Annotated in this window: 30 protein-coding genes; 17 read left to right on the plus strand and 13 right to left on the minus strand. The window is 61.2% G+C overall.

From position 1 onward, the window contains the following. Positions 1–31: 31 nt before the first annotated feature. Positions 32–658 carry a TetR/AcrR family transcriptional regulator gene (locus ACWGTO_RS23255; RefSeq protein ID WP_454577137.1) on the minus strand — a complete coding sequence of 209 codons (627 nt, stop codon included), beginning with the start codon at positions 656–658 and terminating at the stop codon, positions 32–34. Positions 659–720: 62 nt separating this feature from the next. On the opposite strand from ACWGTO_RS23255, the gene ACWGTO_RS23260 reads away from it, so the two are divergent. From ACWGTO_RS23260 to ACWGTO_RS23270, 3 genes are all read left to right on the plus strand, one after another. Continuing rightward, complete coding sequence (locus ACWGTO_RS23260; protein ID WP_454577138.1) at positions 721–1,248, plus strand: DinB family protein; 528 nt, start codon at positions 721–723, stop codon at positions 1,246–1,248. Between the two features lie 593 nt (positions 1,249–1,841). Continuing rightward, positions 1,842–2,246, plus strand: coding sequence for a hypothetical protein (locus ACWGTO_RS23265; RefSeq protein ID WP_454577139.1), 405 nt, complete (start codon positions 1,842–1,844; stop codon positions 2,244–2,246). A 298-nt stretch (positions 2,247–2,544) separates the two neighbouring features. After that, positions 2,545–3,141 (plus strand): glutathione S-transferase family protein, encoded by a 597-nt coding sequence (locus ACWGTO_RS23270; protein ID WP_454577140.1) that lies wholly within the window; start codon positions 2,545–2,547, stop codon positions 3,139–3,141. A gap of 63 nt (positions 3,142–3,204) precedes the next feature. On the opposite strand, the gene ACWGTO_RS23275 is transcribed toward ACWGTO_RS23270, so the two are convergent. Beyond that, positions 3,205–3,855, minus strand: a complete 651-nt coding sequence (locus ACWGTO_RS23275) for an outer membrane protein (protein ID WP_454577141.1) — start codon at positions 3,853–3,855, stop codon at positions 3,205–3,207. 413 nt (positions 3,856–4,268) lie between these two features. On the opposite strand from ACWGTO_RS23275, the gene ACWGTO_RS23280 reads away from it, so the two are divergent. The 7 genes from ACWGTO_RS23280 (at position 4,269) to ACWGTO_RS23310 (ending at position 9,981) form a co-directional block, all read left to right on the plus strand. Then, the gene (locus ACWGTO_RS23280) at positions 4,269–5,033 is read left to right on the plus strand and encodes an SDR family oxidoreductase (protein ID WP_454577142.1); all 765 of its coding nucleotides are present in this window, start codon (positions 4,269–4,271) and stop codon (positions 5,031–5,033) included. Next, the gene (gene uvrC, locus ACWGTO_RS23285) at positions 5,030–7,108 is read left to right on the plus strand and encodes an excinuclease ABC subunit UvrC (protein ID WP_454577143.1); all 2,079 of its coding nucleotides are present in this window, start codon (positions 5,030–5,032) and stop codon (positions 7,106–7,108) included. Before ACWGTO_RS23280 ends, uvrC begins: the two co-directional genes overlap by 4 nt. Positions 7,109–7,285: 177 nt before the next feature. Beyond that, a complete protein-coding gene (gene pgsA, locus ACWGTO_RS23290; RefSeq protein WP_091577231.1) occupies positions 7,286–7,882 on the plus strand; it encodes a CDP-diacylglycerol--glycerol-3-phosphate 3-phosphatidyltransferase in 597 nt (198 codons plus the stop codon). Between the two features lies 1 nt (position 7,883). Then, entirely contained in the window at positions 7,884–8,135 is a 252-nt protein-coding gene (moaD, locus tag ACWGTO_RS23295) for a molybdopterin converting factor subunit 1 (protein WP_454577144.1), read from the plus strand. Between the two features lie 4 nt (positions 8,136–8,139). Further along, positions 8,140–8,613, plus strand: a complete 474-nt coding sequence (locus ACWGTO_RS23300) for a molybdenum cofactor biosynthesis protein MoaE (RefSeq protein WP_454577145.1) — start codon at positions 8,140–8,142, stop codon at positions 8,611–8,613. A 68-nt stretch (positions 8,614–8,681) separates the two neighbouring features. Beyond that, positions 8,682–9,449, plus strand: coding sequence for a YbaY family lipoprotein (locus ACWGTO_RS23305; protein WP_454577146.1), 768 nt, complete (start codon positions 8,682–8,684; stop codon positions 9,447–9,449). Between the two features lie 262 nt (positions 9,450–9,711). Continuing rightward, a complete protein-coding gene (locus ACWGTO_RS23310; protein ID WP_454577147.1) occupies positions 9,712–9,981 on the plus strand; it encodes a hypothetical protein in 270 nt (89 codons plus the stop codon). 79 nt (positions 9,982–10,060) lie between these two features. On the opposite strand, the gene ACWGTO_RS23315 is transcribed toward ACWGTO_RS23310, so the two are convergent. After that, a complete protein-coding gene (locus ACWGTO_RS23315; protein ID WP_454577148.1) occupies positions 10,061–10,348 on the minus strand; it encodes a cupin domain-containing protein in 288 nt (95 codons plus the stop codon). A gap of 18 nt (positions 10,349–10,366) precedes the next feature. On the opposite strand from ACWGTO_RS23315, the gene ACWGTO_RS23320 reads away from it, so the two are divergent. Next, a complete protein-coding gene (locus ACWGTO_RS23320) occupies positions 10,367–10,561 on the plus strand; it encodes a hypothetical protein (protein WP_454577149.1) in 195 nt (64 codons plus the stop codon). Positions 10,562–10,564: 3 nt separating this feature from the next. Here ACWGTO_RS23320 and ACWGTO_RS23325 read toward each other — a convergent pair whose 3' ends face one another. Together ACWGTO_RS23325 and ndk are read right to left on the minus strand one after the other, a co-directional pair. After that, positions 10,565–11,176 (minus strand): class I SAM-dependent methyltransferase, encoded by a 612-nt coding sequence (locus ACWGTO_RS23325; RefSeq protein WP_454577150.1) that lies wholly within the window; start codon positions 11,174–11,176, stop codon positions 10,565–10,567. A gap of 135 nt (positions 11,177–11,311) precedes the next feature. Further along, positions 11,312–11,734 carry a nucleoside-diphosphate kinase gene (ndk, locus tag ACWGTO_RS23330; protein WP_142867808.1) on the minus strand — a complete coding sequence of 141 codons (423 nt, stop codon included), beginning with the start codon at positions 11,732–11,734 and terminating at the stop codon, positions 11,312–11,314. A 197-nt stretch (positions 11,735–11,931) separates the two neighbouring features. Between ndk and ACWGTO_RS23335 the strand changes: the two genes are divergently transcribed. Beyond that, positions 11,932–12,132, plus strand: a complete 201-nt coding sequence (locus tag ACWGTO_RS23335) for a hypothetical protein (protein ID WP_454577151.1) — start codon at positions 11,932–11,934, stop codon at positions 12,130–12,132. A 6-nt stretch (positions 12,133–12,138) separates the two neighbouring features. On the opposite strand, the gene bluB is transcribed toward ACWGTO_RS23335, so the two are convergent. Next, a complete protein-coding gene (gene bluB, locus ACWGTO_RS23340) occupies positions 12,139–12,774 on the minus strand; it encodes a 5,6-dimethylbenzimidazole synthase (RefSeq protein ID WP_454577152.1) in 636 nt (211 codons plus the stop codon). A gap of 82 nt (positions 12,775–12,856) precedes the next feature. Then, positions 12,857–13,552 carry a glutathione S-transferase family protein gene (locus tag ACWGTO_RS23345; RefSeq protein WP_454577153.1) on the minus strand — a complete coding sequence of 232 codons (696 nt, stop codon included), beginning with the start codon at positions 13,550–13,552 and terminating at the stop codon, positions 12,857–12,859. A 70-nt stretch (positions 13,553–13,622) separates the two neighbouring features. On the opposite strand from ACWGTO_RS23345, the gene ACWGTO_RS23350 reads away from it, so the two are divergent. The 3 genes from ACWGTO_RS23350 to ACWGTO_RS23360 all read left to right on the plus strand — a co-directional run bounded on the left by ACWGTO_RS23350 (position 13,623) and on the right by ACWGTO_RS23360 (position 16,153). Next, positions 13,623–14,135 carry a DinB family protein gene (locus tag ACWGTO_RS23350; protein WP_454577154.1) on the plus strand — a complete coding sequence of 171 codons (513 nt, stop codon included), beginning with the start codon at positions 13,623–13,625 and terminating at the stop codon, positions 14,133–14,135. A gap of 444 nt (positions 14,136–14,579) precedes the next feature. Next, positions 14,580–15,101, plus strand: a complete 522-nt coding sequence (locus ACWGTO_RS23355; RefSeq protein WP_454577155.1) for a hypothetical protein — start codon at positions 14,580–14,582, stop codon at positions 15,099–15,101. A 266-nt stretch (positions 15,102–15,367) separates the two neighbouring features. Then, positions 15,368–16,153, plus strand: coding sequence for a GGDEF domain-containing protein (locus ACWGTO_RS23360; RefSeq protein WP_454577156.1), 786 nt, complete (start codon positions 15,368–15,370; stop codon positions 16,151–16,153). Positions 16,154–16,285: 132 nt separating this feature from the next. On the opposite strand, the gene ACWGTO_RS23365 is transcribed toward ACWGTO_RS23360, so the two are convergent. Genes ACWGTO_RS23365 through ACWGTO_RS23375 form a run of 3 tightly spaced genes read right to left on the minus strand, consistent with a single transcriptional unit; the run spans position 16,286 to position 19,620 of the window. Then, entirely contained in the window at positions 16,286–17,281 is a 996-nt protein-coding gene (locus ACWGTO_RS23365) for a glycosyltransferase family 2 protein (protein ID WP_454577157.1), read from the minus strand. Positions 17,282–17,320: 39 nt separating this feature from the next. Beyond that, positions 17,321–18,667, minus strand: coding sequence for a class I SAM-dependent methyltransferase (locus ACWGTO_RS23370; RefSeq protein WP_454577158.1), 1,347 nt, complete (start codon positions 18,665–18,667; stop codon positions 17,321–17,323). Between the two features lie 8 nt (positions 18,668–18,675). Continuing rightward, on the minus strand, positions 18,676–19,620 hold the full coding sequence (locus tag ACWGTO_RS23375) for a methyltransferase domain-containing protein (RefSeq protein WP_454577159.1): 945 nt from the start codon (positions 19,618–19,620) through the stop codon (positions 18,676–18,678). Positions 19,621–20,302: 682 nt separating this feature from the next. Here ACWGTO_RS23375 and ACWGTO_RS23380 point away from each other — a divergent pair. Beyond that, positions 20,303–21,130, plus strand: a complete 828-nt coding sequence (locus tag ACWGTO_RS23380) for a sterol desaturase family protein (RefSeq protein WP_454577160.1) — start codon at positions 20,303–20,305, stop codon at positions 21,128–21,130. A 33-nt stretch (positions 21,131–21,163) separates the two neighbouring features. Here the strand turns inward: ACWGTO_RS23380 and ACWGTO_RS23385 are convergent, their stop codons facing one another. The 3 genes from ACWGTO_RS23385 to ACWGTO_RS23395 form a co-directional block, all read right to left on the minus strand. Then, on the minus strand, positions 21,164–21,466 hold the full coding sequence (locus tag ACWGTO_RS23385) for a DUF982 domain-containing protein (RefSeq protein ID WP_454577161.1): 303 nt from the start codon (positions 21,464–21,466) through the stop codon (positions 21,164–21,166). Between the two features lie 148 nt (positions 21,467–21,614). Continuing rightward, complete coding sequence (locus ACWGTO_RS23390) at positions 21,615–23,696, minus strand: ATP-dependent helicase (RefSeq protein ID WP_454577162.1); 2,082 nt, start codon at positions 23,694–23,696, stop codon at positions 21,615–21,617. A gap of 91 nt (positions 23,697–23,787) precedes the next feature. Further along, positions 23,788–23,991 carry a hypothetical protein gene (locus tag ACWGTO_RS23395; protein ID WP_454577163.1) on the minus strand — a complete coding sequence of 68 codons (204 nt, stop codon included), beginning with the start codon at positions 23,989–23,991 and terminating at the stop codon, positions 23,788–23,790. Between the two features lie 118 nt (positions 23,992–24,109). On the opposite strand from ACWGTO_RS23395, the gene ACWGTO_RS23400 reads away from it, so the two are divergent. After that, positions 24,110–26,017 (plus strand): BTAD domain-containing putative transcriptional regulator, encoded by a 1,908-nt coding sequence (locus tag ACWGTO_RS23400; RefSeq protein ID WP_454577164.1) that lies wholly within the window; start codon positions 24,110–24,112, stop codon positions 26,015–26,017. Positions 26,018–26,116 lie beyond the last annotated feature (99 nt).

Raw genomic sequence — 26,116 nt, forward strand, 5'->3', positions numbered from 1 at the left:
GCGGCGAGGGATCCCGATCGCGCCATTCTGCTCACGCGATGCGGCCCGCGCCTGAGAGGTAAGCGCAGATCAGCTCGACGAGTTGCTTCTGCAACTCCGGTGCCTCAAGCATGTCTCGCCTTGCGGCATCGTGGATGACGCCCTCGACCGCCGAGGACAGCACGCGCGCCACGGTCTCATTGTCCTTCCTGCGCCTGCGAAACTGCGCCACCGCCGCCGTGTAGTGGTCGAGATAACGCGATTGGAACGAGGCATGGGCGGCGCGTGAGCTGCGATCGCCTGGCGCCTCGTCGAGCAGCACCTGATGCAGCGTCGGATGGATGCTGTGCGCATCGATCATGCCGCGAACCAGCTCTTGCGCGAATCGCTTGAGCGGCTTGTCGCCTTCTGCTGATTCGGCGATCACCGACAGCACCTGATCGAAATGTCGCCGCCGGATTGCCTCGACCAGCGACAGCTTGTCGGGAAAATATTGATAGAGCGAGCCGATGCTGACGCCGGCGGCATCGGCCACCTTGTTGGTGGTGAAGCCGGCCCAGCCGAGCGCGCTCAGAACATGAGCACCGGCTTCGATGATCGCCTCGACCGTTGCGCGCGAACGCGCCTGGCGCGGCTGCTTGCGCATGCGCGAGCGCGGCTTTGCAATGCGAGTAGACATGTCCGCTCCATCAGCCAAGAATATGGACAACATACTCACATTTTGTGGAGAGGGTACAGACCATGAGCGCGCTGAATCTGCTTAGCAGTCTCTTCGTTTATCAAGCCTGGGCCAATGGCGAGTTGCTGGAGAAGCTCGCGGGTCTCGACCAGCGGAAGCATGCGGACGAGCGTCATGCGGCGATCCGTCTGCTCAACCACAATCTCGTCGTGTCGAAAATATTTTCGGCGCATCTTTCCGGCACGCGTCATGAATACGCGTCCGACAATACCGAGGACACGCCGGCACTCGATGAACTCAGCGCCGATGTCGCCGCCATGGATCGCTGGTATCTCGAGTATCTGCAAACCGTGTCGCCAAAGCTCCTGTCGGAGCCGGTGCCCTTCGTCTTCACCGATGGTGGCAAGGCGATGATGTCGCGCCGGGAAATGCTGACGCATGTCGTCACCCACGGAGGTTACCATCGCGGTGAGATCGGGCGGATCCTGGTGCAGATCGGTGTCACGCCGCCATGGGATACGTTTGCCGTACATCTGCATCAGACCGAACCTTCGCGCCGGCTGCAGGTGCGTGATCCGGTTGGGGTGTAGCGCCTGTAGCCCCTGGTTTCCAAGGGGTGGCGGCTTCCCAAGGGATGAGGATCGCCGCGATCCTTCACGTCCCTTTGTTCGCTGGGCATCCCCGGCACTGACGCGGGCGCTCTCCCTTCTCGTCTGGAAGATGTTCGGCACAACAGGGTGGATGTTGTCCCGCTCAAATGCCGCCTTTCATTGCTCCCATCCAACCTTTGTCACTATACGAGTAAAAAGCTCGCATTAAATTTGGTGCTGTTTCTACCGCTGCCAAGATGAAGCAAGATCAGGCTCTGTGATGCGGTGCTTTTCTGTCACCCGACAAGCCGTCGATGACCACGCGCGATCGACGCCGCCGCAAGAGATTGTGAGCTTGACGAGAAGATCGCATGAGTCGCAACGCCCAGAAATTCTGCTGCAAAAGTTCGCTCTGACGCGCGAAGATTCTTTGCCGATTTCGCTGTCGATCATCGCAAACATGCTCTCGGTGTAACCGAAATTTAATCTGCAAAATTCAGTGTAATGCTTCGCTGGCTAGACACGCGCGAGTCAGATATGCATAGGCTCGCCGGGTCACTAACGGCCAACGGCACAAACGCAAGGGGCATCGCATGGCTAAGACGTCATCCAAAGCGCCGGCATCCAAGGCACCGGCAAAGAAAGCACCAGTAAAGGCAGCGGCGGCGAAAGCGGCAACTGCAGTGAAGAAGGCAGCACCTGCTGCAAAGCCGAAGGCGGCAGCGCCCAAGGCAAAAGCAGCACCGGCTAAGAAGCCGGCTGCGAAGGCCGCTGCCAAGCCGGCAGTAAAGAAAGCAGCACCGGCCAAGGCCAAGGCTGCGCCGGCAAAGAAGGCGGCGCCTGCCAAGAAGCCGGCTGCCAAGGCTGCGGCAAAACCCGCCGCGAAGAAGGCACCCGCCAAGGCTCCGGCCAAGCTTGCTGCTGCGAAGTCTACCGCAGCCGTGAAGAAAGCAGCGCCTGCCAAGAAGGCAGCGCCTGCGAAGGCCGCGAAAAAGTAATCGCGTTTCTTCGCGCGCCGGGGACGATGCCGGGACATATGAGGGCGGGCGCCTTGGATACGCCGCGCTCTCCGTTCCGGTGTTAAGGCGCACGAAAAGAGGGGCGAACGTATTCTATCTTTAGCAGCTCCCAGGACTTCGCCTCACGGCGAAGTCCGGTGGGGGCTTTTTTGTTGCCCTGCGCAAACCGCGCGGCTCTCGATTGCCGGTTGTTCTGGCGGTCAGTTTTTCTTCTGCTGGCATTTGCCTGCAGGCGTCGATCGGTAGAAACTCACTGTCTGCGAAACAGGAACCGATCATGCCGAAGCTGCTCTACGCGTCCTCATCTCCCTACAGCTCCAAGGTGCGCATGGCAGCACTCTATGCCGGCATCGCCGTCGAGCTGGTGCCGGTCAAGACCGAGGACAAGCCCGCCGAACTGCTAGCGGCCAATCCGCTCGGCAAGATCCCGGTTCTGGTGCTCGACGATGGCCGCTCGATCCACGACAGTCGTGCCATCACCCAGCATCTCAACCGCGCGTCCAAGAATATGTTGTTGCCGCGCAATTCCGACAAGCGCCTCGAGGCCGAAGTGCTGGAGGCGCTTGCCGACGGCATTTGCGACTGCGCGCTGTCGATGGTCTATGAGCGGCGCACGCGGCCCGAGGAGATGGTCTATCAGCCCTGGCTCGATCGCCAGTGGACCAAGATCACCGCCGCACTCGACCTCCTCAATGCCAATCCGCCGAAACTTCCGAAGAAGATCACGCTTGGCCAGCTGGCGCTGCGCGCCTGCCTTGGCTATCTCTCGCTGCGCTTCGCCGGCAAATGGGAAAAGGGCCGCGGCCGGCTGACCCGCTGGGTAGCGCGCTTCGACGAGAAGTTCCCGGAGCTGAAGGGGGCCGTGCCGGCTTGAGGGCAAGAACAAAAAAAGCCGGGCGCGAGGCCCGGCTTTCTTGTGTCGTGGCTTGAACGACAGTTAGAACTTCATACCGACGCCGAAGGTGACGCGGTTGTCGCTCTCCTTGACCTTGGTGCCGACGCTGTCGAAGCTCTTCGAACCGAAGTCGGTGTAGCGATACTCGACACGGCCGAACACATTGTCGGTGATCTTGATGTCGGTGCCGACACCGGCCGTCCAGCCGAGCATCGTGTTGTCGTCGCTGGCGCCGGGGACCGAGACCTTCTGGTTCTTCAGGGCGCCACCGCCGGTGCCGTAGAGCAGGATTTCCGGGGTCACAGCGTAGCCCAGACGAGCGCGCAACGAGCCTTCGAAGCCGCCCTTGGAATTGACGCCGCCGCTGTCACCCTTGACGCCGTTGTAGCCGAGATCGGCTTCAGCACCGTACACGAAGTTCTCCTGCTGCCACTGGTAGCCGCCGAAGACGCCGCCGACGAAGCCCTTGGTCTTGATGTCGGGGCCGCCGTCATGGACTTTGGCATGACCGCTGAAACCGTAACCTGCGCTGATACCGGCATAGGGGCCGGCCCAGGAAGCGACGGGGAGTTCGGCGATCGGCGCCGGTGCCGGGGGCTCTTCCGAGACGACATCGGCAGCAAAAGCGGTACCGCTGAGGGCGAAAAGCCCGAGCGCGACCGCGAGCGGCGCGAATTTGAGATTGGCTTGCATTGTTGTTTACTCCTTAAGCCACAAGACACGTAGGCTTGTTTGTCTTGAACGCCATCAACCCGTCCGGGGGATGAAACGGATCTGGCACTCAACGGTTCCGAATGTCGTGTCAAAATGCGGCGGCAGCGAACCTGAAACTGGGTCATTCCCCGGCGCGAATGAGGCCGAAGCTTGACGTTGCATCTTCGCAACAGCGAAATGTCAGCACGCTTACGATGCTGCACTGCACTCGGCTTGGTGCAAGGAGTCCAGCGTCCTATATTGCGGACCTGCCGACCCGAGTCCGGGGCGGGGTCAGGTGCCGAAAAAGCCGTTTCGCCACATTCCTGCCCCAGGTGGAAACGGCATTTAACACCTGGACGCGTCACAATGTGCCGGCTAGCGGAATTGAGGCGCAGATTGAGGATTGACAGATGATCGAAGCCGCCGGAACGGCGCTGGTGACGGGCGGGGCAAAGCGGATCGGCAAGGCGATCGTCGACGATCTGGCCGCGCACGGTTTTGCCGTTGCCATCCATGCCAACGGCTCAGGCGCCGATGCCGACGCGCTGGCCGCGCGCATCAGGGGCGAGGGCGGCCGCGCCGCAGCCCTCGCCGCCGACCTGACTGACATGGACGCCGTTGGCGATCTCGTCGGCCGCGCCGAGGCAGCGCTCGGCCCGATCACGCTACTGGTCAACAACGCGTCGCTGTTCGTCGACGACAGCGTCGAGGATTTCGATTGGGCGGCGTGGGACCGCCACTTCGCCATCCATGTGAAGACGCCGGCGCTGTTGGCGCAGAACTTCGCCCGTGCCCTGCCGCAAGGCCAGGAGGGGCTGATCGTCAACGTCATCGACCAACGCGTCTGGCGGCCGACGCCGCGCTATTTCTCCTACGCGCTGTCGAAGTCGGCCTTGTGGACGCAGACGCAGATGCTGGCGCAGGCACTCGGTCCGCGCATCCGCGTCAACGCCATTGGCCCAGGCCCGACGCTGAAGAATGCGAGCCAGGAAGATCATGATTTCCAAAAGCAGGTCGATGGCCTGATCCTGAAGCGTGGCCCGCAACTGGCCGAATTCGGCGCCACCATCCGCTATCTCTGGGATGCGCGCTCGGTGACCGGCCAGATGATCGCGCTCGACGGCGGCCAGCATCTTGCATGGCAGACGCCGGATGTGACAGGCATGGTGGAATGAGTCCCGCAGACCAGAAACACAAGACGCGCGCCGGCGCCGCAGACGATATGCCGCCCGACATCGACCTCGAGGATGAGGCGGCCGAGGAGATCGTCGAGCCGGAGGCAGCAGGCCCCGATGTCGCCTTCACCGCCATCGACTGGGCGCCGCATGCCGGCGACGCCGACGGCATGGTCGGCGCCGAGGTCATCCAGACGCTGGTCAAGCGGCTGCCCAATGCGCCGGGCGTCTACCGCATGATGAACGCCGCCGGCGACGTGCTTTATGTCGGCAAGGCACGCAGCCTGAAGAAGCGGGTGACCAACTACGCACAAGGGAGATTCCACACCGCCCGCATCGGCCGCATGGTGCGCGAGACCTCGACGATGGAGTTCGTCGTCACCCGCACCGAGATCGAAGCGCTGCTACTTGAGGCCAATCTTATCAAGCGCTTGCGGCCGCGATTCAATGTGTTGATGCGGGACGACAAATCGTTCCCCTATATCCTGTTGACCGGCGATCACGTCTCGCCCGGCATCTACAAGCATCGCGGTGCGCGCTCACGCAAGGGCGACTATTTCGGCCCGTTTGCCTCCGCCGGTGCGGTCGGGCGCACCATCAATTCGCTGCAGCGCGCCTTCCTGCTCAGGAGCTGCACCAACTCCTTCTACGAAAACCGCACCCGGCCGTGCCTGCTCTACCAGATCAAGCGCTGCGCCGGTCCCTGCACCGGCGAGATCTCGCATGGTGACTATGCCGAGCTGGTCACCGAGGCGAAGGATTTCCTGTCCGGCCGCAGCCAGAAGGTGAAGACCGAAATCTCTGATGCCATGCAGCAGGCGTCACAGGAGCTGGATTTCGAGCGCGCCGCCATCTATCGCGACCGGCTGGCCGCACTGTCGCATGTGCAGAGCCACCAGGGCATCAATCCGGCCACGGTCGACGAGGCCGATGTCTTCGCCATCCACCAGGAGGGCGGCCAGGTCTGCATCCAGGTGTTCTTCTTCCGCACCGGCCAGAACTGGGGTAACCGCGCCTATTTCCCCAAGGCCGATCCGGCGCTGGAAGGGTCGGAGGTGCTGGGCTCGTTCCTGGCGCAATTCTATGACGACAAGCCGACGCCACGGAACATTCTCCTGTCGCGGGGCGTCCAGGATCAGGACCTGCTGGCCGAGGCGCTGTCCACCCGCGCCGGCCGCAAAGTGTCGATCTCGGTGCCGCAGCGCGGCGAAAAGAAGGATCTGACCGACAACGCGCTGCAAAATGCCCGCGAGGCGCTCGGCCGGCGGCTGGCTGAAACCTCGACGCAAGGCCGGCTGCTTGCCGGTTTTGCCGAGACCTTCGGCTTGCCGAAGCCGCCCGTGCGCATCGAGGTCTACGACAATTCGCACATTATGGGCACCAACGCAGTCGGCGCCATGGTGGTCGCCGGCCCGGAAGGGTTCGTGAAGAACCAGTACCGGAAATTCAACATCCGCTCGACCGACATCACGCCCGGCGACGATTTCGGCATGATGCGCGAGGTGATGGAGCGGCGGTTTTCGCGGCTGCTGAAGGAGCATGGCGATGTCGCAGTGGCCGACGATGCGGCGGCAGGCGAGGCGGCCGACGACGTCGAGGACGACATTTCCGGCAGCTTCCCGGCCTGGCCCGACGTCATCCTGATCGACGGCGGCCAGGGCCAGATGAGTGCGGTGCGCAAGATCCTCGCCGATCTCGGCATCGAGGAGCGTGTCGTGGCGATCGGCATTGCCAAGGGGCAGGACCGCGATGCCGGCCGTGAGCGTTTCTTCGTCAGGGGCAGGGACTCGTTTTCGCTGCCGGTCCGCGATCCCGTGCTCTACTTTGTCCAGCGGCTGCGCGATGAGGTGCACCGTTTCGCCATCGGTTCGCACCGCGCGCGGCGCAAGAAGGAGCTGGTCAAGAGCCCGCTCGACGAGATCGCCGGCATCGGCCCCGGCCGCAAGCGCGCCCTCTTGCTGGCATTCGGCACCGCCAAGGCAGTCAGCCGCGCCGCAGTCGAGGATCTGGTCAAGGTCGACGGTATTTCCGAGCAGGTGGCGAAACTGGTTTACAATCATTTCCATGAGAGCTGAGTGGCGTTGGGCATGCTCGGCTCGATCTCGAATGGCGGCTTCTGTTTCCGTTCCAAGGGTGGCCCGCTCGAATCACGGTAATCGCGCGCTATTTTCGTCTGGCCAATCGAATCTCGGCTGTTGACCCCCTACATCCGCTTCTGATTTGAGTACGCAGGCAGAAAGAGTCCCTGAGATATGGCCAAGCGCGCGTTCAACCTGCCCAACATGCTCACCTACGCCCGCATCATCGCGGTGCCGCTGGTGGTGCTGTGCTTTTTTCTCGAAGGGCATCTGAAATCGAGCGACTTCGCCCGCTGGTCGGCGCTGATCATCTTTCTGCTGGCCTCGATCACCGATTATCTCGACGGCTATCTGGCGCGCGCCTGGCAGCAGACTTCCAACATCGGCAAGATGCTCGATCCGATAGCCGACAAATTGCTGGTCGCCACCTGCCTGCTGCTGCTCGCCGCAGACACCGATCGCCACGCCGGCATTGCCGGCTGGTCGCTGTGGGCGGCAATCATCATCCTGTGCCGCGAGATCCTGGTTTCGGGCCTGCGCGAATATCTGGCGGCGCTGAAGGTTTCGGTACCGGTGACGCAGCTGGCCAAATGGAAGACCGCCATCCAGATGGTCGCCATCGCCTTCCTGCTTGCCGGACCTGCCGGCGACAAGATCTTCCCGCTCACCACGCAGACCGGGCTGGTGCTGCTGTGGATCGCCGCACTGGTCACGCTTTACACCGGCTACGACTATTTCCGCGCCGGCCTCAAGCACATCATGGACGAGTGAGATGCGGCTCATCTATTTCGCCTGGGTGCGCGAACGGATCGGCAAGCCGGAAGAGGACGTCGATCTGCCCGTCGGCATTGAGACGGTGGCCGACCTTTTGCGCTGGCTGAAATCGCGCGGCGAGGAGTATGAGCACGCGCTGCAATATCCCGACGTGATCCGCGTCGCCATCAACCAGGAACATGTCGAGCATCGGGAAAAGATAGCCGGCGCGCGCGAGATCGCGCTGTTTCCGCCGATGACCGGGGGCTGACACCATGGCGATCGCGCCAATGGTGCGCATCCAGCGCGAGGATTTCGACGTTGCCGCCGAGATCGCGAAACTGACCGAGGGTCGCGCGGACATCGGCGCCGTGGTGTCTTTCCAGGGCCTGTGCCGCGACGAGCACGGCCGATTGTCGGCACTTGAGCTCGAACACTACCCTGGCATGGCCGAGGCCGAAATCGCCCGTATCGCCGCCGAGGCGGTTCAGCGCTGGCCGCTGCAAGGGCTGACCGTAATCCATCGCCACGGCAAAATAACACCGGGCGAAAACATCGTGCTGGTGGTGGCGGCGTCCGCGCACCGGCAAGCGGCGTTCGAAGCGGCGAATTTCCTGATGGATTTCCTGAAATCGCGCGCCCCCTTCTGGAAGAAGGAACACCGCGCGGACGGCACCGACGGCGGCTGGGTTGAGGCTAAGGACGCCGATGACCAGGCTGCGGCACGCTGGAAGGCGCGGTCTGAATAATCTCTGCGTAGCCATGTAACGACCGCAATCCCTTGGCCAAATCGCCTTCGGCAAAAGGGAGCAAGGGCATGTTGGACAGGATCGCCGAATTCTTCGTCTTCGGTTTCGTGCCGCTGGTCGTCGGCATGCTGGCCGTTCCCGAAATGTCTGTTGCCGCCGAGAGAACCCTGAAGGGCGAAGTGATGTATCGTGAGCGCATCGCGTTGCCGCCCAACGCTGTGCTGTCGGTTCAGCTGGCCGATGTGTCGCTGGCCGATGCGCCGGCCGCCATTGTCGGGGAACGCAAGGTGGCGCCGGCCGGCCAGGTGCCGATCAAGTTCGAGATCAGCTTCGACCCAACGGTGATCCGGGCCAACATGAGCTACGCGCTACAGGCGCGCATTACCGCCGACGACAAGCTGCTGTTCATCACCGACACACGCTATCAGGTCGATCCGCTGAGCGACGCGCCACAGACTATCGTGCTGAAGATGGTAGCGCCGAGCGACAAGCCGACCTCGGCCTCCCTGTTCGAACAGAGCTGGCTGGTCGAATATATCGACGGCATCGGTGTGATCCCTCAACCGAAAGCAACATTCAGGGTGAGCGAGGCCGGCAAGGCCGGCGGCAAAGGCCCGTGCAACACCTATTTCGCCACCGTCAGCGTTGATGGCCAGGCGATCGCCATTGGCGACATCGGTTCGACCCGCATGGCCTGTGCGCCTAAGGTGATGGCTGAGGAACAGGCGCTGTTCGACGCCCTGACCAAGGCGGCGTCCTACAAGATCGACGCCGGCAAGCTCACCATCGCCGACAAGGACGGCCGCGACATCCTGCGTTTCAACGCCGCCAGCTAGGACCGCGACAAAGGCACGAAGGCTTGCTACGGAACGGTCCTGCGCTGCCATGGTCTCCAGTCGCCACACAATCTCGCCGTCCTCGGAATAATCAGGGCGCGGCAAGCGTTTCCTTTACAGAGGGCGGGTGGCACAGGGATTTCCCGGCGCTTGACCCCACCCCGATGCAATCGGGATGGTTCCTTCATGCTCTGGCGAATGTCCCTTCGTCGAAGCGGCCAGACGGCTGCGGCCGGTTCCGGCCCAACAGGGAGTCCAGAAGATGAAAATGCATATGTTCATCCTTGCCGCCACGGGCATATCGCTGATGGCACTTAACGGCCTTGCCTGGGCGGATGATCATCTCGTCAACGCGCTTGACCATGGTCTCAGCCCCGACAGCCATGCGTTCACGATCAACAAGGCCGGCCATGGTGGCGACCTCGCGCCGGGGCAGGGCAGTCCGTTTGCCGGTGAGGACACCAGGACGCCGGCCACCGACACGGAAGCGGCGAATGATCATGCGAATGTGAAAGAGCGCCAGGCGAAATGACGTCAACCCGCCGCGAGTAGCGGCGGGAATTCTCGTTTGTCTGACATTCCGCGCCGCGGGTTGACCGCCCTGGGCAGCATCAGACCTGCGGTGGTGGCGGTACCGGCGTCAGGCCGAACCGGCGCATCAGGTCCATCAGCCTGGTGCGGTCGGGCGGGCCGCCGGCACTGAAGACGGCGAAGGCATCGCGAAAATAGTCCGGCCCGATGGCCACCGGCGTCACCACGCACAGCACCTTGGCGGTCTCGGCGGTGTCGTTGTCGAAGCGGTGGACCGCGCCGCGCGGAATGCACAGTGCTTGGCCGGGTCCGATATCGTGCCGTTGTCCGTCGACGGTCAGCATCAGCACGCCTTCGATCCCGTACATCGTCTCTTCATAGTAATCGTGGCTGTGTGCCGGGGCGGGCAGAGCGGCGGGACCATCGTCCACTTCACCGACCGTGGGCGCGCCGCCTACCAGAAGATGGCCGACATCCTGCTGGACGTCGAGCGGGAATGGGCCGAGGAGCTGGGCGAGAAGCGTTTCACCGAGTTGAAAACGCTGCTCGGCGACCTCTGGGACACGCCGCTCATTCGTTGAGGCTCAGACCGGCTTCGCCGGGCCGAACATCGCCCCATAGTGATAGGGCGGCACCTCGACCAGTTTGACAAGCTTCAGGCCGCCGGCTTCGGCATCCGCGATGGTTTGTTTCGGCGACAGCCTGAGTTCGGTTCGCGGGCCGCGCGGCTCGCCCAGCACTGTCGTCGTCTCGCGCGGCTGCTGGTGCCAGTTGACGATGGCAAAATGTCCGCCGGGGGCGAGCGCTTCGCGCACCGCACGTGCCAGCCGCGGCCGGTCCGGCACCCCGTGGAAGGCGTTGGCCATGAAGACGAAATCGATGGGCCGAGAGACCAGGCTCGCGAGCTCGTAGGCGTCGCCGGCGACGAATTCGCAATTGGTCGCGCCGGCGCCGGTCAGCCGGCGTTGCGCGGCCTCCAACTGGTCGGCATCGATGTCGATGGCGATGACATGGCGGGCGACGGTGGCGATCGGCAGCGTGAACCAGCCGTCGCCGCAGCACAGGTCGATCACCTCCATGCCTGGCTTCAGCCCGGTCGCAGCAAGCACGCCGGCGGGATCAGGCCACAGCGCCTCCCACCAGCCGCTCGACGGCATCTCGGTGCCCTGGAAGAAACCGGGGATGGTGCTGGCCATGGTCGGGTCGGATCCGGTGGTGCCTGGACCGACCTTAGCTGAGGCCGATCTTCGGGGGGAGTGCAGCGAGGTCCGACGCCAAAGAAAAAGGCCGACGAAACGCCGGCCTTTTGCATGAATTCCGTTCGCGTCGGCTCAGCCGACGATCTCGGTGTCGGAGAACCAGTACTTGATCTCTTCGGCGGCGGTTTCCGGCGCATCGGAGCCGTGCACCGAATTTTCGCCGATCGACAGCGCATGCACCTTGCGGATGGTGCCTTCGGCGGCGTTGGCCGGGTTGGTGGCGCCCATCACTTCGCGGTTCCGGGCGATGGCGTTTTCGCCTTCCAGCACCTGCACGATGGTCGGTGCCGACGACATGAACTCCACCAGTTCGCCGAAGAACGGGCGATCCTTGTGGACGGCGTAAAAGCCTTCGGCCTCGCGGCGGCTCATCCATACACGGCGCGATGCGATGACGCGCAGGCCGGCCTCTTCCAGCATCCTGGTGATGGCACCGGTGAGGTTGCGCCGCGTCGCGTCCGGCTTGATCATGGAAAAGGTGCGTTCGATCGCCATTGGTCGTCCTTGTGATGAAGAGAGGAATTGGGTGATGAAGAGTGAAATTGGGAGTGGCGGGCTCTATACAAGCCGCCCGGTCCATTGCCAAGGGGAGGCGCCAACGATGCGCTTGGCAGCGCTGTTCGGTCGCGGCGAGACGTTGGACGGCTCTCCGGGTTGAGGTACTATCTCCGAAGGAGGTCGGTTGGCGGAAAATGAGCTGGCACGATCGCAGGCCTGGAGATATCAAGGCAATCTTGCTGATGCTTGCCGTCTTCGGCGGCCTGGTCGCTGCGATGCTGCTCGTGCTCGGCAAGAACACGAACTTCGGCTTCGGTCCGGAATGGCAATGTACCCCGATTGCGAAGGGCGACCCGATCTGTGTCAAGCTCATCCCTGGGGATGAAGCGAAGTGACCGCCATTACCGCCTGATCACCACCGGCGGCCGCCGCTGCTCCCAGCCCTCACGTTCCAGCGTCGGCACATCATGCTCCCCGCTGGGATAGCCGAGGCAGAAATAGCCGATCAGCGTCCATTCGGGCGGCGTGTCGAGGATTGCGGCCATCTCGGCCGCATCGAGGATCGACACCCAGCCCATGCCGATGCCCTCCGCCCGCGCCGCCAGCCACAGCGTATGCACCGCCATGACGGCCGAGTAGTCGATGGTCGCCGGCATGGTCATGCGGCCGAGCCCGTGGCCCTGTTCCGTCGTGCGGTCGGCGAAAACCGCGAACTGGCAGGGTGCTTCATTGAGGCCGGCAAGCTTCAGTCGGGCATAGAGCGCTGCGCGCTCGCCCGAAAAGCAGGACAGCGCCTCGGCATTGCAGCGCTCGAAAGAGTCTTTCACGGCTGCGCGCCGTTCGGCGCTCTCGACCACCACGAAGCGCCACGGCTGGCTGAGCCCGACGGACGGAGCGATGCTGGCAAGCTCCAGCAGCCGCTCGAGCGTCCCTTCGGGCAAAGCCGTCCGCTCGAAGCGCCGCACATCCCTGCGCCAGCGCAGCAGCGTGACAAGCCCGGCGCGAAAATCGTCGGTGAAATCGGGGGGTGGTGGCATGGCGATTGGGAGGCTTTTGTTGGGAATAGGCAGTAGGCATACAGCGCGGAGACCTTATTGCCTACTGCCTATTCCCTGATCGCTAGGCGGCTGCCGCCTCCACCGTGCGGCCGAGGCTGCCATGAAGGTCGAGGCAGCGTTCGAACCATTGCGCAACGATGTCGCTGTCGTCGAGCAAGCGGTAGGGCGAGGTGATGCGTGCCCATTGCAGCGCGCCAAAGACGATATAGTCGGCAAAGAGCGGCGAGGCGCCGCCGACAAACGGCTGATAGCCGAGCATCGAACGCAGCGGTTCCAGCGCGGCATGGAAACCTGCGAGCCCGGCATCGCGGCCGGCCGTCACCGCTTCCAGCGGCTTGCCGAAACGCTGCTCGCGGCTGGCGCGGAAATAGGCGGCGTTCTCGTCGTCCTGCATGGCGTGGATGTCGAGCAGCGCAGCCGTGGTGACATAAAGATGGATGGTGAGCTGCGACCAGCGCTCGATGAAACGCGCCATCGCCTTGCCACCGTCGCCGGCAAACAGCGTCGGCCGCTCGGGATAGGTCTCGTCCAGGTAAAGCGCGATGGCGAAGGAATCGGCCACCACACGATCGCCGTCGCGGATCCCCGGCACGGTCTTCGAGATGCCGCCTTCGACCCTGGGTACGTCGAGGAAGCGCGTCGGCAGGCTGGATCTGTCCAGCCCTTTATGCGCAAGCGCCATGGCAGTCTTCCAGCAATGGGGGCTGAACGGACGGGTCGTGTCGCGCCCGACGAGTTCATAGAACAGAATGGTCATTGGCGGCTGCGTCCTCGCGGTCTAATTAGGCGCCTGCGGTTGAAGCGGAACTCGTCGGCGGGAAGAAAAGATGAAACAGCATTTCATGATGTTTGCGGCCTACAATCAATGGGCCAATGGCCGCATCTACGGTGCCGTCGCCGAACTTGACGAAGAAGAGTTCAACCGCGACGTCGGCGCGTTTTTCGGCTCGATGATGGGCACCCTCAACCATCTGCTTGCCGCCGACCGCATCTGGATGAAACGCTTCACCGGCGAGGGCGATGCACCGGCAAAGCTTGACGCCATCCTGCACCGCGCGTTGCCTGGCCTGAAGTTGGCGCGCGAGGCCGAGGACAGGCGGATCGTCGACTGGGTCGGGACCTTGAGCGAAAAGGCCCTGTCCGGCCGCTTCTCCTACATGACCGTTTCCGACATGCGCACCGTCTCGCAGCGGCTGGCGCCGGCACTGGGCCACGTCTTCAACCACCAGACCCATCACCGCGGTCAGGCGCACGCCATTCTGACCATTCTCGGGCGGCCTTCGGTGCCGCTCGACCTGGCGTTTTTTCAGCGCACCGACGAAGGCCGCGCCTACGCCTGACGACAGGTGCTCGCGGCAGTCGCCGGCTTGGCGACGGGTGTGCCTTGCGCGCGCCCGAGAAAACGGCTTGCGCTTTATGGCCGCTCCGCAAGCGGCGTGGCCGGTGACGACATCCCCATAGTGCCCGTTTTCGCGCCACGCTGGAGCTTCCGTCATTGACGATTCCGGGTCGCTCGTAGCCGCTTGTGGGGAAGAGAAGTTCGCAACACCGGTTTTAGCGTGGATCTTTTGTTGGCCGATTCGATAAAATTTAAATCTTTAAGAAGAATCATATTTCTTTTTAGAACAGCAGTACAACAGTTGCAAACTACGATGAAACAAGTTGGAAAAAATTAAGAAACTTTGAAAACTCCTGGCGCGTATTTAAGTCGCACAAACAAAAACGCGGGATCGATACCGGATTGTTGCAGTGCAATAAATAGAAGTGTCACAAAGGAGAGTGTTATGACTAGTATTATAAAGAAACTCGCCAGAACACTTGCAGGCGGCGTGATTATCGTTATTTTTGCCATTCCCGCAAACGCCCAAAATGTTGGCATTGGTGGCATCGGCAGCGCTTCCGTTGGCAATAGCGGAGCCAGCGCGAATGTGGGCGGCGCCAACGGGGCCAACGGAAGTGTGTCGTTTGGTGGTAACAGCACCAGTGCCAACGCTTCGATCGGCGGCGCTGGTGGCGCAGGTGCGAACGCCACCATTGGCGGTGGCGGTGCCACGGCATCCATCGGCACAAACGGCACCACTGCCAACGTATCGATTGGTACCAACAACGGCGTCAATGTCGGAGTCGGCGTTGGAACGCCTGGCACTCCGGGGACCTCCGGCACTCGGGGTATCCCCGGCGTCGTCGCCGACATGTCGAGCAGCCAGATCGCACGCATGAAGAAGCGCTGCGTCGATGTGCTCAGCAGCGAGGGCACCTACGACAGCGATCTACGGCAGCTCTGCCTGCTGATCTCCCGTCGCTGAGACGGGTTTCGCGGGAGTGTCGAAACCAGCCGTGAGGCTTTACGGCACTCTCCTACCGCATGCCCCGAGGGACATGTGCTGACGAGAAGCCTCCGGCCAGTCGGAAAGCCCGCTACGCAAGTGGCGGGCTTTTTGTGACCGCCGGCATCTTCACGGCGACCGGCCGTGCTTTCTACGGGCTGTTAACCACATTACAATTGAAGGCAAGGTTTTAGGGTTTCATTTGTGTTCCCACTGCAAAATGGCGGACACGGTGGGAGAATGGAATGCGGATCGATCTGTCGCCCACGAGCTGGGGCAGGGTCATAGCGGTTACAGTTGTCGGCACAGCGATCTGTATCGCGGCTGCCTTCTTTGTCGATTCCTACAATTTTCCGTCGCTGTCGCCTGAAGCGCTGCGCTGGGCGCAACTCACCGACCTTTTGCTGCCGCTCGTGCTGGGTGGATCGTTCTTCTCTTTCCTGATGTACAAGATGCGCCAGCTGGCAATTGCCCAGAAGAACTTGGCCATCGTCGCGGCGACCGACAGCCTGACGGCGGTGTTCAACCGCGGCGCGTTTTCGATGCTGGTCGAAGCCTATCTCGAACAGGCCCGCAGCCAGGCCGTCGTCGATGCCGGCGCGCTGCTGATCGTCGACGCCGATCATTTCAAGACCATCAACGACCGTCTCGGCCATGATTGCGGCGATCAGGCGCTCAAGCTGATTGCCGCGACGATCAAGGCTCAGCTGCGCGGCGCCGATATCGTCGGGCGCATCGGCGGCGAGGAATTCGCCATCTTCCTGCCTGGCGCCGACCCGTCGCAGTCGTGGCTGGTCGCAGAAGGGATCAGGCGCAGAATCCGTGAGGTCGAGTTCGCCCCAGACGGCCGGCCTTGTCCGCTCTCGGTGAGCATCGGCGGCGTCGCCTTCAGCGGACCCACCACCTATGCCGACATGTTCCTGACAGCCGACCGGCACCTCTACAAGGCCAAGTCGAACGGGCGCGACCAGGTCAGTTTCGAGACAACCGGGCCGCGCGGCCTGCTGGCAGGGGATACGACGCTCCACTGAGCGGCGTGCCTGTCTGCGTGCGCGGTGCTACAGGAACACCGGAGCGGGGAGGAACTATCTACCTCCTGGCCATCGCGCAAAGAATGCGCTGAAACAGACTTGCATAGTCGGACAAACTAATTGCGTGACACCCTAAATTGCGAGGACCCGGCTTACAAAGCCACGTGTGAATTCCAAAGATACCAGTTTCGCAACCAAATGACTGCCGAGGAAAGGCCGTATCGCGCGCATGATCAGCCATCGCCTGATCCTCATTGTAGGCGTGATCCTGTCGATCAGCGCAAGTGCTGGCGTCATCAGTTCCGAGCTTCCGCACCGACCTGCAATCCGGTAGGTGCCAGCCGCACTTCGAAAGAAACGCGGCGTTATCAAGTCTCTGGCGTAGTAGCGTCGCAAGGAAACGTCGTCTGGAAATGTCTCCAGAAGCTTGTCTGCGTAGATTAGAGCCGACCTTGCCATTCTTGCGCTGTATGACGCGGACTCACCATGAATGCGCCACGCCGACAAGGCCTCTCTCAGAAACCTGTTGGTGTAGCCCGCCCTGAACAGGCGCAGGAAAAGATCGTCGTCCTCGTAACCGGAAAGCCGCTCGTCAAATCCACCTACCGCCTCGAATGCTTCGCGAGAGATCAGGGAGGCAGATGGGAGAACGTACATGTTCTGGGACAAACAGTTGTAGATGGTCCGTTTCGGATGTTCTGAACCAAGTCGCTTGAGCATCTGCCGAACCACGAGATTTCCATCCCGATCGTATTCGTCGAGGTCACTGTAGACCCATCCGAATGGACCTATCTGAGGTTCAGGCCTTGCCGCAGCTTCCAGAGTCTCCAGATGTTTTGGGTACCACCAGTCGTCTTGATCAAGAAAAGCGATCAGGTCGCTCCTGGAGTTGCGGACGCCCATGTTGCGGGCCGACGATTGGCCGCCGTTCTGTTTTGTCAGGATACAAACCCGATTGTCGCCCTTGGCTATGTCACGTGCGACTTCGGCACCATCGTCGGTGGAGCCATCGTCGACAATGATCACCTCGTCTGGCGGACGGGTCTGCTCGAGAACACTTTTCAGTGACGCTCCAATGAAATCCCGGCCATTATAGAGCGGTATGCAGGCAACTATCGATCGTTCCATCAAATTAAACCTTCATTCCGGTCCGTGGTTCAAAATACATCAAGCATTGAGTCTTTCATATTGAGGAAGTAAATTTTTGAGTGAGGATCGAAGGTTTATAACGTCCGGAACAAGGTTCGACGGTACTTCCACCATGAGATCCTTATTCTCCAATGCGTCAAGAACCGAGAGGGCTCGACGGTTCTGGCCTGCATATTTTAGCGAAAGCGCTTCGTGGTACTTCGCCCGCCAGATCAAATCGGCTTCGACGCCCGCTACCGAGGATTCGATTGAGAGCTTCTTCCGGCACAGCAGATGTGCCGCATGGAGATGCTCGGCCGCGTTCAGATAGTCGCCCTTGTGGATGAGCAGCAGCATTCCGCGATAGTAGGTCGAAGCCGCTATGCAAAGCGGCCACCGGTCGGCAAACTCGGCCAAGGTATTTATGTCATCCAGTTTGGGCCGGGCATCCGCAAGAATTGAGGCGAAGTTCTCTTCGGCCAGTTCGTACCTGCCGTGGTCGATGGCTCCACGAAAAAGGCGATAGCGCAAGCCGATTGCCAACGAGGAACCAGGGATGGCGCGGGCAAGCGCATTCTCGAGATACGCTAGAACTTTACTCTCCCAATTTTCGGCGGGTTGGAATTTGATCGGTTTGCGCGATGCATAGAACAAGGTGCTGTCTGAGCTTTTGTCGACGGACACGAATGGCAATCCCGCTTCATCGAACAGCCGTATCAGCGCTTCAGCGCTGAAGAGGATCGTGTGAGCTCCAGGAGACAGCAGCGCCAAAAGGGTGCTTCGTTCGGTGGCAGGATTGATCCGCTCGGGGTTGGGCGTGGTCAGGACGATTATGCCGTCCTCGGCCAAATACGACGTCAGGATTGTCAGAAAGCCGGCCGCATCGTGAATGTGCTCGATCACCTCCGAGCAATGCACCACATCATACAGATATTGGGGATTGGCGTTTAGCGGCGCAAAATCGCGGAGGATATCGAGGCCGAGTTGATCTCGCCCCGCGCGACCATACTGGGAAGGCTCGAAGCCCTTGGCCTCCCAGCCGGCAATGGTGCGCACGGCATCCAGGGCAAAGCCGAAACCGCAGCCGATATCGACGATCCGGCCGGCGCGACCTTCTGGAACAACCCTCAGGATGTTCCGCGCGACAGTGTCGATCGAGGCGTTCATTTCGACGTAGTTGCGGATACCCAGCGGGTTAGTGTGTTCCGTATAGTCGATTGACGGAAATGGGTGATAAATCAGCGACGCACATTGATCGCATCGGTAAAGCGACATCGTTCCGGCGCTAAGAACTTTCGCCTTGGCATTGGCGCCACCGCACGCTGGACAAACGAATTCCGCCGGGGCCGGCGGGCAGTCGAAGTTTATGAATTTCTTCTCTGGCATCGTTGTGCTCAGTGCTTCGGATAGGCTTTGCTGTGTTCCATGGATTTGCTGCGCTGGAGGGGCCAGGAAACCGCACCATCCGGAAGATCGAAAGTCTTGCGCGCCAGGACATAGGACGCCGCCATGCCATCATGGAGCGCAAATTCGAGCATGGGACCTTTCCGGAAGGTCGGGTGCACATACATTTTCACCGGCGTCGTCATTCCGACTTCGAGGATCTCGAAGCCCATCTCGGGCGCGAACAGGATTTTCAAGCCTTCGCTCGAAATCCGCCAGAAATCATTGGGCATTTCATGGATTGGAAAGGCTTGCGGCACCGAGTGCAGGGTCAAGCCTCCTACCTTCAGCACCTTGTTTATCTGCGCCGCCAGCAGCCACGGACAACTAAGATGCTCCATCACCGCATAAGAGAATATTCCGTCTACTGAACCGGGTTCGAAATGTTCGCTCAGGAAATGTGCGTCCGCCACAACGTCGACGCCCGGCGCTTCATGAATGTCGACACCGATGAATGTGCACTCGGGCTCGAACCGGCGTGCCTGTAGCGAAGACGACGGTCCCACGACACGCGCCCCGATTTCCACAACGACACCGCCGGTCCTCTTCATCTCTTCGACAAAACGCTGGTGCGCGAGCTCCGGCTCGGGAAGGGCAGTATTGACAGGATGATTGGCCGAAAGTGCGGAGATTTCGAATTCCGCTGAGCCATCAAGCGTCTCGATTTCCAAAACCACCGGCCGGAACGGACTGCAGGCCAGATAGGCGGAGAAGCCGCAATTCATTGAGTTTAGCGATGGGAAGAAGGGCGCCAGATCGGATCGGTCGTGGAAGTCCAAAACCTCTACCTGAAAATCCCCGCTCCTCAACCGCATCGCAGTGATGGGGAGTTCCCAAGCATGAGCCCAGCCTTTCACGAACACGCCATATGTATCGCACCAGAGATTGTCGATCATATGGACAAATTTTCCGGCAAGCGGCGCTTCGGGAGGCGGTACTGCGGACGGTGCTTCGGGAGGCACCGCGGAAGGCAGTGAGTTGGATATGTCCAGGGCAGGTTGTTTTCGAAGAGCAAAAAGCTGTTGAAAGCCGAGCCGGCGGACTACCGTGACCAGAGAGCCAAGATTGTTTCTATTCCAAAAGTTGCCCAGTCGAGACGTCAATATTCCTTGTGTATTCTGCAAGGTCCCACCCATGCCTACGCTGATATACTTATGGATTTGCGCTTAATAGCGTGTCCAGCGCACAGGTCGCTTGGCCGCCTCCCCGATTCACAAAGGCACGTTAACTCCCAAAGCTTGATCACACAATACGTATTGGAGAGTTATGTACATCATGAATCAACATACTTGGAATGAGAGTTTTAGATAAGCTAAAATCGAAGATGGTGTACAATTTCTGGTTGCGATCATCGACAAATATATTTGTTTTTTGGTTGCTCTTAAAACTATCGCCTCTGAGATCAACTCCGTATTCGATGCGATATTAAAGAAATGGAGCAAGAAAAATCGCTATACGGATCGAATCTCGATTTTCGAAAAATTGGGTGATCGGTAGCGGCAAGCCACCGTCAACTATCCGTTCATCCCTTGGCCATTAATCTCTGCGAACCAATCTTCGGCTACAACGAGGGCAGGGGTGTCCGATCTCGTAGACCTCAAGGCGGTGCTGGTCATCGCGCTCATCTTCATTCCGCTGGAGAGGCTGTTGCCGCTGCATGCCGAGCAATCGCCGGCGCGCCGGCATTGGTTGAACGACGTCGTCTACCTCTTGTTCAACGGCATCATCATCAAGATCGGCCTGCTCGCCGTGATCGGCACAGCGATGCTGGTGCTCCACCGGTTTGTTCCGGCCGGACTTGCGCAGGCGGTGCAGTCGCAACCGGTCTGGCTGCAGGCGATCGAGGTTCTCGTGCTGGCCGATACCGGCTTCTACCTGGCGCATCGCGCCTTTCACGCCATCCCGTTCCTGTGGCGCTTCCATTCGATCCACCACAGCATCGAGGAGATGGATTGGCTGGCCGCGCACCGCGTCCATCCTGTCGACCAGATCCTGACCAAATCGGCCTCGTTCCTGCCGGTCTTCGCGTTGGGCTTCTCGACCACCGCCATACTGATCTTCACACTGGTCTATCAGTGGCAGTCGCTGTTCGTCCATTCGAACACGCGCATCAGGGTCGGACCGTTGAAATGGCTTCTGGCGTCACCGCAGTTTCATCACTGGCATCATGCCAATGAGCGTGAAGCCTGGGACAAGAATTTCGCTGGGCAACTGCCTTTGCTCGACATGCTGGGAGGGACCTTGTTCATGCCCGACAGGATGCCGCAGAAATACGGCACCGGTGACCCGGTCCCGCCGCTCTATCATCAGCAGCTTGCCTATCCGTTTGTCGGCAGCACCGAACGGCTCGCGCAGCCGGCGAGCCTGGCCGAAGCCTCCCCGACGACGGCCGGCAAGTCCGATTGATCTTTTCGCTGGTCAGGCTTGGTCCAGCCACGCTCAGGCGGCGTAGCCGCCATAGCCGCGCGCGACCGGCTTGACCGAGATGATCGGCTGGACCGCGGGCCAGAGGATGCCCGCCGTGACCGCAAAGGTGATCAAGGCATCGCGCGCGGCTTCAGTCGAGATTTCGCCGGCGCGTGCCGCCTCGCAGGCCTTTACCGCGGCGCCATAGCTCAGGCGCCGGCGCGACGGCGGAAATTCGGTCAGGAAATCGTGCATTTCGAACAGCGAAGCGAGCATGCGTTTGTGGCCGGCGCCAACGGTGACGGCAACCGGGGTGAAGAACATTGCGTGGTGCATTCTGGCCTCTCTGGATGGGCGAAAGAGCGACGGTCGCCGCTCTCCGATCGCGGGTGGGACGCCGAGAAACGCGGCTGGCGGCCCGAGGTTCCATGACAGCGAATTTTGCTTTCGACGCCGTTCCCTGGGTGGCGCCGGCCACCGGCGGCTATTTCCACATGCCGCGCATGCGGGCGCCGAGGTCGACCCGGACTTCAGGTCTGTGGCGAGGATCGTCCTTTACGTGGATGCTCGCCCACGAGGTCTGCTCGAAGGCGCCGAGGATCGAGGCCGGGATGAAGCGGCTGCGCGAGGCATAAACGTTGCGGTCGCCGCGCGCCGGCTGGTTGTGCGGATAAAAGCGCTGCGGCGTCACCAGGTGCAGGCCGTCCTTGGCGCGCGTCATCGCGACGTAAAGCAGCCGGCGTTCTTCCTCGATATCTTCCTTGGTGCCGACCCCGAGATCGGCCGGGATGCAGCCATCGACGGTGTTGAGCACGATGACATTCTTCCACTCCTGGCCCTTGGCCGAATGGATGGTCGACAGGATCAGATAGTCCTCGTCGCGATGCGGCGGCCCGGCCTGGTCGCTGGTCGCATCCGGCGGATCCAGCGTCAGTTCGGTCAGGAAGCGCTCGCGCGAGGCGTAGCCCGAGGCGATCTGCTCGAGCTGCATGATGTCAGCTCGCCGCGTCGTGGCGTCTTCGTGCATGCGTTCCAGATGCGGCTCGTACCACAGCCTGACCTGTTCGAGATCTGCCGGCCATTTGCCTGGCCTGGCGCGCAGGCCGGAAAACAGGGAAACGAAAGCCGGCCAGTCCTCCGCCGCGCGTTGCGGCGGCCTGTAGCGGGCCAGCCCCATCGCTTCGTCGAGCGACGTCGCCATGGCCTCGACGACGGCGCCGGCCGCCGAAGGGCCGATGCCGGGCAGAAGCTGCAGCACGCGAAAGCCGGCGACGCGGTCGCGGGGGTTCTCGGCAAAGCGCAGCACCGCCAGCACATCCTTGACATGGGCGGCGTCGAGGAATTTCAGCCCGCCGAACTTGACGAACGGGATGTTGCGGCGCGTCAGCTCGATCTCCAGCGGCCCGCTGTGATGCGAGGTGCGAAACAGCACCGCTTGCGACTTCAGCACCGTTCCGGCCTCGCGCTCGGCAAGGATGGCCTGGCAGACGTAATTCGCCTGTTCGGCCTCGTCGCGCACGCTGACCAGTTTCGGCTTTTGCGAGGATTTGCGCTCCGACCACAGGTTCTTGGTGAAGCGCTCCGACGCCTCGGAAATCACCGCATTGGCTGCGGCCAAAATGGTCTCGGTCGAGCGGTAATTGCGTTCCAGCATGATGACATCGGCGGCGCGCGCGAATTGCTGGGGGAAATCGAGGATGTTGCGCACTTCGGCGGCGCGGAACGAATAGATCGACTGCGCGTCGTCGCCGACCACCGTCAGTCCGGCGCCGTCCGGCTTCAGCGCCGAAAGGATCGAGGCCTGCAGCCTGTTGGTGTCCTGGTATTCGTCGACCAGCACATGGTCGAAACGGGAGGAAAGATGCGCGGCGATTTCAGGCTCGGCGGCCATCTGCGCCCAGTAGAGCAGGAGGTCGTCGTAATCGAGCACGTTCTGTGCCTGCTTGGCCTCGACGTAGCCGGCAAACAGCGCCTTCAGTTGTTCCGCCCAGCCGGCGCACCAGGGAAAGGCCGCGCCCAGCACCTCGCCGAGTGGCGCCTGCGCGTTAACAGTGCGCGAATAGATCGCCAGGCACGTGCCCTTGGTCGGAAACCGGCTTTCGGTCTTCGAAAAGCCGAGCTCATGCCGGGCAAGATTCATCAGGTCGGCGGAATCCTCGCGGTCGTGGATGGTAAAGGCCGGATCGAGGCCGATCGTCAGCGCATAGTCGCGCAAGAGCCTCGCGCCGATGCCATGAAACGTGCCCGCCCAGGCGAGCGCGTCGGCGATGACGGACGCATCGCGGCCCAGCACCTCGGCGGCAATGCGTTCCACCCGCCTGGCCATTTCTGTGGCGGCGCGGCGCGAGAACGTCATGAGCAGGATGCGTCTCGGATCGGCGCCCTTGACGATCAGATGCGCAACCCGGTGGGCCAGTGTGTTGGTCTTGCCGGAGCCCGCACCCGCAATCACCAGCAGCGGCCCGGCGACCTGGCCGTCACCATGCTCGACGGCCAGCCGCTGCTCGGCATTGAGCTTCGCGAGATAGGCGGGCTGCAGGGTCGAATCATTGATGGCGATGGTCATCGCCCATCAAGCATCGTTTCCGCTTTGTTCGCAACCGGACTTGAGAAGCGTCACGGTAGGGCAGGAGATAAGATCGTTAGAGAGAGGGATCTCATTTACGGTCGTCCTCGTCGAAGCGGCGCATGGGCGCCTCTACACGGAAACCGATTGCTGGCCCGTAAGCCATCCGAACGGCAGACGCGTATGTTTCTGCTGCGCGGCACAAAAATCGACCTAGACCAAGCTTCGGCCTCGTCGGCAGGTCGTTGGAGAAGACTTCGCTTGCGTTTCCCAAATCCTCGTTGACGGTGGTCATTGGAGTTCCCCTTGGATGTTGTTTAGTCGAGGGAGGCAACATCGAAATCGGGGCGTGAGCCGGCTGTGAAAAGTCTCGTGAAGATTGTGAAAAAAGCAGAAATTCAGAGTAAATCGCGATGAGCTTGGCGCGGCTCGATCTGCTGGGTGGGTTTCGCGTGACATCCCCGGAGGGGGAAATCCTCGAGGTGCCTGCCAAGAAGAACAGAGCACTTGTGGGCATCCTCGCGGTAGCGCCGAAGCAGGAGGTGACGCGTCACAAGCTGGCTGCTTTTCTATGGGGCGACCGAGGTGAGGAGCAGGCAAGGAACAGCCTGCGGCAGGCCCTGACCGCTATTCGCAAGGACTTTGCCGCACTGGGAGCTGACGCCCTGGTCCTGATCGGAGACCGCGTCGCGCTCAATCCAAAATTCGTCACGATCGACGTAGCGGAATTCATCGCAGCATCCGCGAGCAACGATGTAGCCGAGCTGCGGCAGGCAGCCGTCCTCTATGCTGGACCCTTTCTTGACGGCCTCAGCACAGCCGACAACGCTTTCGAGAACTGGCTGCGCGAGGCCCGTGCCGACCTGTCCATCCGCGCAATCAAGGTATTCCAGTCGCTGGCAGCCTCGGTGACCGGTGCCGAGCGCGTCGCCATTGCCGAACGGCTGATAGCTCTCGATCCGCTGCGGGAGTCGTCGCATGTTGCGCTGATGCAGGCGCACATTGCCATGAACCAGACAGCCTTGGCCATCAAGCAGTACGAGGTGTGCAAGATGCTGCTGAAGCGTGAGTTGGGCGCGGAGCCGGCTGACGAACTTCAGCAATTGCGCCGGACCATCGACGAGATGTCGACCAAACCGACAACCAGCGGTCTGTCGGGCCAGAAGCCGGTCATCGCTGTTCTTTCGTTCGAAAATATGAGTGGCGATCCCGGTCAGGAGTACTTCAGCGACGGAATTACAGAAGACATCATCACCGAGCTTGGCCGCTTTGGCGACCTTTACGTCATAGCTCGCAATTCATCCTTCACGTTCAAACAAAAGACAATCGACGCCCCGACTGTCGCAAAGCAGTTATCCGCCGACTATTTGCTTGAGGGGAGTATCCGCCGTGCGGGCAACAGGGTCAGGATCTCGGCGCGGTTGATAGAGGCCAGGTCCGGCAATCAAATATGGGCCGATCGATTTGATCGGGAACTAACGGATATCTTTGAACTCCAGGACGAAATCGCGAGGAGTGTGGCCATCACCGTCGCCGGCACTGTCCGGACGTCGGGTGTGGAGAAAATACGGCGTCTCCCCATGACCCAGCTTGATGCCTATGAACTCTATCTTCAGGCGCGTGTTCGCATGGCGCGCTATGACACTGTGCTGGACGCTATGCCTTTTCTCGTCAGGGCGATTGAGCTCGACCCGAATGTCGCCATGGCTCATGCGATGATGTCGATCGTACTCACCAGCAAATGGTTGCTTGAAGGGGACGACGACACGCTCAAGTCTGCTCTCATCCACGGTCGCAGCGCTGTCAGACTTGGCCCGCAACAGGCGTGGAGCCATGTGTCGCTGGGTCACGCGCTGATCTTTATCGGGCAGCTTGACGAGGCGCTGCCCCATCTCGAACGGGCCGTGAGCCTCAATCCGAACGAGACCCGGTCGAGAGCGATACGGGGTTTGTGCCGCAACTATCTTGGCCAGTATGAGGAAGCTTTGGCCGATCTGGACGACTGCATCGCCCGTGACCCGCTCAACTACGATTGGTTCTGGGATCTGCGCGGACAGATTCTTATGGTGCTCGGACGGTATCCCGAAGCGATAACGTCCTACCGTAATCTCAACGCCTACGCATTTTGGGCATACGCGTTCGTCGCGGTCTGCCATTGGCGGATGGGCGACAAGCTGCTCGCAGCCAACGCCGCCAGACAATGTCTGACAGCGAGGCCTGGTGCGAACGTGAGCACTATCTTGATAGATCCGTACCGCGATCCAACAGTCCTTAATGATCTTCGAAGAGACCTCTTGGCAGTCGGCATACCGGACGGATGAAGTCCGAAATCTGTGGCGACGATGGCGCTGTGGCTATTTAGCCGCCTTGATGCACGGCGATGAGCTTTTGGCAGCCTGAGGCGGTAATGTGGTCGCCGT

This window comes from Mesorhizobium sp. PL10, assembly GCF_053714315.1.

Coding starts and splice junctions, on each gene's coding strand:
- ACWGTO_RS23255 (WP_454577137.1), bottom strand. CDS start 658: ATGTCTACTCGCATTGCAAAGCCGCGCTCGCGCATGCGCAAGCAGCCG.
- ACWGTO_RS23260 (WP_454577138.1), top strand. CDS start 721: ATGAGCGCGCTGAATCTGCTTAGCAGTCTCTTCGTTTATCAAGCCTGG.
- ACWGTO_RS23265 (WP_454577139.1), top strand. CDS start 1,842: ATGGCTAAGACGTCATCCAAAGCGCCGGCATCCAAGGCACCGGCAAAG.
- ACWGTO_RS23270 (WP_454577140.1), top strand. CDS start 2,545: ATGCCGAAGCTGCTCTACGCGTCCTCATCTCCCTACAGCTCCAAGGTG.
- ACWGTO_RS23275 (WP_454577141.1), bottom strand. CDS start 3,855: ATGCAAGCCAATCTCAAATTCGCGCCGCTCGCGGTCGCGCTCGGGCTT.
- ACWGTO_RS23280 (WP_454577142.1), top strand. CDS start 4,269: ATGATCGAAGCCGCCGGAACGGCGCTGGTGACGGGCGGGGCAAAGCGG.
- uvrC (WP_454577143.1), top strand. CDS start 5,030: ATGAGTCCCGCAGACCAGAAACACAAGACGCGCGCCGGCGCCGCAGAC.
- pgsA (WP_091577231.1), top strand. CDS start 7,286: ATGGCCAAGCGCGCGTTCAACCTGCCCAACATGCTCACCTACGCCCGC.
- moaD (WP_454577144.1), top strand. CDS start 7,884: ATGCGGCTCATCTATTTCGCCTGGGTGCGCGAACGGATCGGCAAGCCG.
- ACWGTO_RS23300 (WP_454577145.1), top strand. CDS start 8,140: ATGGCGATCGCGCCAATGGTGCGCATCCAGCGCGAGGATTTCGACGTT.
- ACWGTO_RS23305 (WP_454577146.1), top strand. CDS start 8,682: ATGTTGGACAGGATCGCCGAATTCTTCGTCTTCGGTTTCGTGCCGCTG.
- ACWGTO_RS23310 (WP_454577147.1), top strand. CDS start 9,712: ATGAAAATGCATATGTTCATCCTTGCCGCCACGGGCATATCGCTGATG.
- ACWGTO_RS23315 (WP_454577148.1), bottom strand. CDS start 10,348: ATGTACGGGATCGAAGGCGTGCTGATGCTGACCGTCGACGGACAACGG.
- ACWGTO_RS23325 (WP_454577150.1), bottom strand. CDS start 11,176: ATGGCCAGCACCATCCCCGGTTTCTTCCAGGGCACCGAGATGCCGTCG.
- ndk (WP_142867808.1), bottom strand. CDS start 11,734: ATGGCGATCGAACGCACCTTTTCCATGATCAAGCCGGACGCGACGCGG.
- ACWGTO_RS23335 (WP_454577151.1), top strand. CDS start 11,932: ATGAGCTGGCACGATCGCAGGCCTGGAGATATCAAGGCAATCTTGCTG.
- bluB (WP_454577152.1), bottom strand. CDS start 12,774: ATGCCACCACCCCCCGATTTCACCGACGATTTTCGCGCCGGGCTTGTC.
- ACWGTO_RS23345 (WP_454577153.1), bottom strand. CDS start 13,552: ATGACCATTCTGTTCTATGAACTCGTCGGGCGCGACACGACCCGTCCG.
- ACWGTO_RS23350 (WP_454577154.1), top strand. CDS start 13,623: ATGAAACAGCATTTCATGATGTTTGCGGCCTACAATCAATGGGCCAAT.
- ACWGTO_RS23355 (WP_454577155.1), top strand. CDS start 14,580: ATGACTAGTATTATAAAGAAACTCGCCAGAACACTTGCAGGCGGCGTG.
- ACWGTO_RS23360 (WP_454577156.1), top strand. CDS start 15,368: ATGCGGATCGATCTGTCGCCCACGAGCTGGGGCAGGGTCATAGCGGTT.
- ACWGTO_RS23365 (WP_454577157.1), bottom strand. CDS start 17,281: ATGGAACGATCGATAGTTGCCTGCATACCGCTCTATAATGGCCGGGAT.
- ACWGTO_RS23370 (WP_454577158.1), bottom strand. CDS start 18,667: ATGCCAGAGAAGAAATTCATAAACTTCGACTGCCCGCCGGCCCCGGCG.
- ACWGTO_RS23375 (WP_454577159.1), bottom strand. CDS start 19,620: ATGATCGACAATCTCTGGTGCGATACATATGGCGTGTTCGTGAAAGGC.
- ACWGTO_RS23385 (WP_454577161.1), bottom strand. CDS start 21,466: ATGCACCACGCAATGTTCTTCACCCCGGTTGCCGTCACCGTTGGCGCC.
- ACWGTO_RS23390 (WP_454577162.1), bottom strand. CDS start 23,696: ATGACCATCGCCATCAATGATTCGACCCTGCAGCCCGCCTATCTCGCG.
- ACWGTO_RS23395 (WP_454577163.1), bottom strand. CDS start 23,991: ATGACCACCGTCAACGAGGATTTGGGAAACGCAAGCGAAGTCTTCTCC.
- ACWGTO_RS23400 (WP_454577164.1), top strand. CDS start 24,110: ATGAGCTTGGCGCGGCTCGATCTGCTGGGTGGGTTTCGCGTGACATCC.